We start from the raw sequence: 6,023 nt of genomic DNA on the forward strand, positions 1-6,023 counted from the left end.
CTTTATGTCTTATCCAAGACCTCGTTACATTTGCGACAAATACGCACTTTTTTTCCATCTTTAAGAGTTTTAGCTCCAAGACGAACGGGTTTTGCACATTTGCCGCAATAATACATGATATTAGAAAGGTGAATGCTGGCTTCCTTACTCAAAATGCCTCCTTGGGGATTAGCCTTGGTGGGTTTTGAATGCCTTTTAACCATATTGATTTTTTCAATCAAAACACGGTTATTCTCACTCACAAACTTGAGTATCTTCCCGGTTTTTCCTTTTTCTTTTCCGGTGATCACCATGACGGTGTCATCTCGCTTTAATGCTAATGCCATAATCTTACCTTCCTTAATTTCCTACAAAACCTCGGGTGCCAAAGAAATAATTTTCATGAATTTTTTGGCCCTTAATTCACGAGCCACGGGCCCGAAAATACGGGTACCGATGGGTTCACCATTGTTGTCAATAAGAACAATCGAATTTTCATCAAAACGGATATAAGTCCCATCCGGGCGGCGAATTTCCTTGCATGTACGAACAATAACACCCTTTTTGACATCCCCTTTTTTCACCTTGGCATTGGGAAGTGCTTCTTTAACAGCCACAACAATAATATCGCCGATGGTGGCATATTTTCTTCGGGTACCTCCCAAAACTTTGATGCAAAAAAGCTTTTTGGCTCCTGAGTTATCGGCCGAATTAAGTACCGTTGTCATTTGAATCATAAACAATACCCCAATCCCTTTTTGTCAAAAGCTGACAAAAGAATGAAATTAAACAGCAACTGCTTTTTCAACAATCTTGGTGACCGTCCAACATTTTTCACGACTAAGAGGACGACATTCACGAACTAAAACCGTATCTCCGATCTGGCATTCATTTTTTTCATCATGGGCCTTGAATTTTTTGCGCTTGGTATAATATTTTTTAAAGCTTGGGTGTCTCACTTGACGTGAAGTTTCGACAACAACCGTTTTGCTCATCTTGTTGCTTACCACTTTACCCATGAGTTCTTTTTTTAAGATATCCATAAAAATGTTCTATGTAGTGACGTTTCTGTAGTGACAATCCTAGGATTGTCACTACTAGGCCTTTTGTTGTTCAATGGTTAAAAGCCGCGCCAGGTCCTTTTTCACTTCACGAATGCGGTGAGTTTTTTCCAACTGGCCCGTTACTTTTTTCACCTTGAGATGAAAAAGCTCCGTCTTCCATTCGGCTTTAAGTTTTTTTAATTCCGTATCTGTTTTTTCTCTTAAATCTTTAGGCGTCACGATAATTCTCCCGGGTTATAATTTTTGTTCTTAAGCCAATTTTGTGAGAAGCAAGTTCTAAGGCCCTCTTGGCAACATCAGGGGCAACCCCTTCCATTTCATAAATAATTTTTCCTTCCTGAACAGGGGCAACCCAATCTTCAGGAGAGCCTTTTCCCTTTCCCATACGTGTTTCAAGAGGCTTTTTGGTTAAGGGCTTGTCAGGAAAAATACGAATCCAGATTTTCCCGCCGCGTTTGATGAAACGGCTCATGGCAATACGGCCCGCTTCAATCTGGCGGGTTTTGATAAAACCCGATTGCAAAACTTGCAGGGCATAATCACCAAAAGCAAGATTAACCCCACGGCAAGCACGACCACGAACACGGCCTTTTTGTTGCTTTCGATATTTTACTTTTTTCGGCATTAACATAAATTTTGTACGGTCCCCGCACCGCGGGGGCCCCTACCCTATTGAATCACCACATCTCCACGATAAATCCAAACCTTTACGCCAATAATTCCGTAGGTGGTGTTGGCTTCAGCCAGACCATAATCGATATCGGCACGCAAGGTATGCAAGGGAACTCTGCCTTCACGATACCATTCCGAACGGGCAATTTCAGAACCTGCCAAACGCCCGCCACACTTGATTTTAATCCCCTTGGCTCCAAACTTAAGAGACATCTGCACGGCCTTTTTCATGGCACGACGATAAGCCACACGACGTTCTAACTGAAGAGCAATATTTTCGGCAACCAGGTAGGCATCCAATTCCGGACGACGTACTTCCTGGATGTTTAAAAATACTTCGTTCTTGGTCATTTTCTGTAAATCAACTTTAAGGGCATCAATGCCGCTTCCTTTTTTACCGATAACCAACCCGGGACGAGAAGTATGGATGATAATTTTGACCTTGGTTGAGGCACGATCGATATCGATTTTGGCAATACCCATGCCCTGTAACCGTTTTTTGATCAGGTCTCTAAATTTGATGTCCTCGTGGAGCCATTTGGCATACTCTTTTTTGGCATACCATTTTGAAAGCCAAGGTCGGATAATCCCGATACGAAAACCAATTGGATGCGTTTTTTGACCCATTCGATTAAATCCTTTCGTCTAAGACAACAGTCATGTGGGACAACTTTTTCTGAATGGAAGATGCCGAGCCTTTAGCGCGGGGCATAAACCGTTTCATGATAGCTGCCTGATCAACCATAATCGTTTTTACAAAAAGCCTGTCAGCACGGGCACCTCCCTTTTGAAGGGCATTGGCCACCGCTGAACGAATTAGTTTGCTTACATCGACCGCTCCAACTTTACGTTGGAACTTTAAGCAATCCAGGGCTTCCTGAACACCTTTACCACGAACCAAATCAACCACCAGCCGAAGCTTTCTTGGCGATTGACGAATATATGTAAATTTTGCTTTTGCTTCCATTGTTAGTAAGTACGGGCTTCCAATTTCTTTATGGGGGCCCCTACAGTCATAAATTATTTGGCTGCGGGAGCAGGAGATCTGGGTCCTTCATCCGCCTTCACTTTACGGTCCCCTGAATGAACCATAAAGGTGCGAGTTGCAGCAAACTCACCCAATTTATGCCCCACCATGTTTTCAGTGACAAACACAGGGATGAACTTGCGGCCATTATGAACCGCAAAAGTCAATCCGATAAAATCGGGAGTAATTGTTGAGCGACGCGACCAAGTTTTGATCACCTTTTTATTGTTATTACGAACAGAATCATCCACTTTTTTGGCCAAATGCAAATCTACAAAAGGACCTTTTTTAATCGAGCGACCCATAATTAAGCGTTCCTCTCTTTTACGATAAAGCGTTGTGTTCTCTTATTTTTACGCGTCTTCATACCACGCGTACATTTACCCCAAGGTGTCACAGGATTACGCCCCCCATGGTCACGACCGTGACCCCCGCCGTGAGGATGGTCAACGGGATTCATGGCTGTACCACGTGTATGCGGTCTCCAGCCCAACCAACGATAACGGCCTGCTTTTCCTATGGTGATATTTTCATGATCCAGGTTGGAAACCTGACCGACGGTGGCACGACATTGCAAAAGAACCAAACGAACCTCACCTGAAGGAAGACGTACTTGGGCGTATCGTCCTTCTTTAGCCATGAGTTGGGCCATGCAACCAGCGCTACGCACCATTTGCCCTCCTGCACCGGGCTTAAGTTCAATATTATAAATATTGGTACCCGTGGGAATATTCTTTAACAAAAGGGCATTGCCCATGTTGATATCAATTTCTTTATCGGATGAAACAACCTTGCTGCCTACCTTTAAGCCATCCGGAGCAACGATATAGCGTTTTTCCCCGTCGAGATAATGCAAAAGAGCAATACGAGCCGAACGGTTTGGATCATATTCAATGCCCGCAACTTTAGCAGGGACATCAAGCTTGTTTCTTGCAAAATCGATCTTACGATAAACTCTTTTATGCCCACCCCCACGATGCCGACTGGTCAAATGCCCATAGACATCTCGTCCGTAAGAGCGAGTCAGTTTTTCAACAAGAGTCTTTTCCGGGACCACTTTTGTAATATCCGAAAAATCGTTTGTCGTTTTATGCCTTAAACTGGGCGTTTTTGGTTGATAGGTCTTCACGCTTATACTCCTTCAAAAAGTTCGATTTTTTCACCTTCTTTAAGATTCACAAGAGCCTTTTTCCAATTTGACTTCTGGCCAACACTGCGACCGACTCGCTTCATTTTGCCGCGAATGATGGCCGTATTAATGCCCGTCACATTCACGTTAAAAAGCTGTTCAATAGCGGCTCTTATCTGTGTTTTTGTGGCTTTAAGGTCAACCACAAAAGCGTAACGAGGACCTGTCCCTTGAGCCTTCACAGCCTTTTCAGTGATCAGTGGCTTCTTTATAATTTGATGCAAATCCATAGTAACCTCTATGTAAGGGCTTCCCCCTACCCTTTCAAATATCTTTCGTTAACCATCCCAAATGATTCCTGGGTAAAAAGAACCTGGGGGTACTTCAACAGATCAAACACATTGAGCTGATTGGCCAAAATGGTCTTAAATCCTTTCAAATTACGGATTGATTTTTCAATAACATCCGTCTTTTTATCCAACACAACCAAGGCCGATTTAAGCCCCAACTTGCCAAAAACTTGAGCCGCAAGCTTGGTTTTGATTTCCTTAAAATGAAGAGCATCCAAAACAACCACTTTTCCGTCTTGCAACCCACTGCGAAGCGCTTCACGCAATGCAAGGGCTCTTACTTTTTTATTGGCCCCCAAGGAATAATCACGTGGCTTGGGACCATGGACGCGCCCCCCACCCACAAAGGGAGAGGATTTCATCGAACCGTGACGGGCTCCACCCGTTCCTTTTTGGCGATAAACTTTCTTGGTGGTGAAATTAACTTCCGATCGTGTTTTTGTACGTACAGTTCCATGATGCTGACCTGCCAAATAAGTTTTAACAGCCTGGTATAAAACGGCCTTGTTAAGTTTGTCGGACAATACGGCATCGGGAAGAGACACTTCTCCCACTTTTTTCTTTTCAGCATTAACTACATTAAGAGTTCCCATGAATTCTCCTTAACTTGCTTTTTCGTCTTTCTTTTTTGTTTCCAGAAATCTTTTTTCAAAATCACCTGAAACAGAATGAATAATAACAATACCACTATTAGCGCCCGGCACAGCCCCACGCACCAAAAGCAAATTTCTTTCAGGCTCAATGCCAGCAACACGTAAATTTTTAACAGTCACCTGATCCCCACCCATACGACCGGCCATTCTTTTTCCCTTAAAAACTTTTCCGGGATAAGTACGCTGTCCAATAGACCCTGGAGCACGATGCGAAACGGAGCAACCGTGAGTCGCGCGACCACCGCCGAAGTGGTGGCGTTTCATGACACCCTGGAATCCTTTTCCTTTGGAAAGACCCTCAACATCAACAAAATCACCGGTCTGAAAAAGAGAAACCGTCAGCTCATCTCCGGGAGTATATTGATCGGCAAGGGGAGTCCGAAACTCCTTCAAAACCTTTAAAACTTTAAAGCCCTTTTTTGTAAAATGCCCCTGAAATGCCTTTGATTTACGTTTGAGTTTGGCTTCCTTAAAACCCAATTGCACAGCAGCATAGCCATCCGTCTGGGAGGTCTTCTTTTGCACCACCAAACAAGGGCCCGCCTTCAATACTGTTACAGGGACCCATTGACCGTCTTCCCCAAAAATTTGGGTCATGCCTAATTTTTCAGCTAATAAACCTGACATAGTTATTAGTTATGAGTTATGAGAGGATGAGTTATGAGAAAAATCAATTCATAACCCCTTAAGCCCATAACGCACTCATTCATTACAACATCTTAATTTCAACATCCACACCCGCTGACAATTCAAGCTTCATCAGGGCATCAATGGTCTGCTGGGTTGGTTCCAAAATATCAAGCAATCGTTTATGCGTTCTAATTTCAAACTGCTCTCGGGATTTTTTATCAACATGGGGAGAACGCAACACGGTATAGCGTTCAATTTTCGTGGGCAAAGGAATGGGACCGGAAAGCCTTGCTCCTGTACGCTTAGCTGTATCAACAATCTCCACAGTGGATTGATCCAGAAGTTTGTGATCAAAACCCTTCAATCTGATTCTTACTTTTTGTCCACGATAATCGTTAGCCATAAATCAATTTCATGAATGCATCATGTAGGGGTCCTGCTTGCCGGACCCTTTAAGGGTGCAGCAAGCGAGCCACCCCTACTTACATTCACAAATTACTCAATTATTTCCGTCACCAC

13 protein-coding genes are annotated in these 6,023 nt (G+C 43.5%); all 13 read right to left on the minus strand.

Going from position 1 to position 6,023, the window contains the following annotated elements; translation table 11 throughout:
* Positions 1-2: 2 nt before the first annotated feature.
* Positions 3-326: a 50S ribosomal protein L24 gene (locus A2048_04695; GenBank protein ID OGP09742.1), complete on the minus strand. Its 324-nt coding sequence runs from the start codon at positions 324-326 to the stop codon at positions 3-5.
* A gap of 21 nt (positions 327-347) precedes the next feature.
* A complete protein-coding gene (locus A2048_04700; protein OGP09743.1) occupies positions 348-716 on the minus strand; it encodes a 50S ribosomal protein L14 in 369 nt (122 codons plus the stop codon).
* A gap of 48 nt (positions 717-764) precedes the next feature.
* Entirely contained in the window at positions 765-1,022 is a 258-nt protein-coding gene (locus A2048_04705) for a 30S ribosomal protein S17 (GenBank protein ID OGP09744.1), read from the minus strand.
* A 54-nt stretch (positions 1,023-1,076) separates the two neighbouring features.
* Positions 1,077-1,262 carry a 50S ribosomal protein L29 gene (locus A2048_04710; GenBank protein ID OGP09745.1) on the minus strand — a complete coding sequence of 62 codons (186 nt, stop codon included), beginning with the start codon at positions 1,260-1,262 and terminating at the stop codon, positions 1,077-1,079.
* A complete protein-coding gene (locus tag A2048_04715; GenBank protein OGP09746.1) occupies positions 1,252-1,674 on the minus strand; it encodes a 50S ribosomal protein L16 in 423 nt (140 codons plus the stop codon). Before A2048_04715 ends, A2048_04710 begins: the two co-directional genes overlap by 11 nt.
* A 38-nt stretch (positions 1,675-1,712) precedes the next feature.
* Complete coding sequence (locus A2048_04720) at positions 1,713-2,342, minus strand: 30S ribosomal protein S3 (protein OGP09747.1); 630 nt, start codon at positions 2,340-2,342, stop codon at positions 1,713-1,715.
* Positions 2,343-2,346: 4 nt separating this feature from the next.
* Complete coding sequence (locus tag A2048_04725) at positions 2,347-2,682, minus strand: 50S ribosomal protein L22 (GenBank protein ID OGP09748.1); 336 nt, start codon at positions 2,680-2,682, stop codon at positions 2,347-2,349.
* A 53-nt stretch (positions 2,683-2,735) separates the two neighbouring features.
* On the minus strand, positions 2,736-3,047 hold the full coding sequence (locus A2048_04730) for a 30S ribosomal protein S19 (protein ID OGP09749.1): 312 nt from the start codon (positions 3,045-3,047) through the stop codon (positions 2,736-2,738).
* A 2-nt stretch (positions 3,048-3,049) separates the two neighbouring features.
* Positions 3,050-3,877, minus strand: a complete 828-nt coding sequence (locus tag A2048_04735; protein ID OGP09750.1) for a 50S ribosomal protein L2 — start codon at positions 3,875-3,877, stop codon at positions 3,050-3,052.
* The gene (locus A2048_04740; protein OGP09751.1) at positions 3,874-4,161 is read right to left on the minus strand and encodes a 50S ribosomal protein L23; all 288 of its coding nucleotides are present in this window, start codon (positions 4,159-4,161) and stop codon (positions 3,874-3,876) included. Before A2048_04740 ends, A2048_04735 begins: the two co-directional genes overlap by 4 nt.
* 26 nt (positions 4,162-4,187) lie before the next feature.
* Complete coding sequence (locus tag A2048_04745; GenBank protein OGP09752.1) at positions 4,188-4,814, minus strand: 50S ribosomal protein L4; 627 nt, start codon at positions 4,812-4,814, stop codon at positions 4,188-4,190.
* 9 nt (positions 4,815-4,823) lie between these two features.
* Positions 4,824-5,501, minus strand: coding sequence for a 50S ribosomal protein L3 (locus A2048_04750; GenBank protein ID OGP09753.1), 678 nt, complete (start codon positions 5,499-5,501; stop codon positions 4,824-4,826).
* 82 nt (positions 5,502-5,583) lie between these two features.
* Positions 5,584-5,907 carry a 30S ribosomal protein S10 gene (locus tag A2048_04755; GenBank protein OGP09754.1) on the minus strand — a complete coding sequence of 108 codons (324 nt, stop codon included), beginning with the start codon at positions 5,905-5,907 and terminating at the stop codon, positions 5,584-5,586.
* Positions 5,908-6,023: the final 116 nt, after the last annotated feature.

Source organism: Deltaproteobacteria bacterium GWA2_45_12, assembly GCA_001797365.1.
Lineage (GTDB): Bacteria > UBA10199 > UBA10199 > UBA10199 > UBA10199 > UBA10199.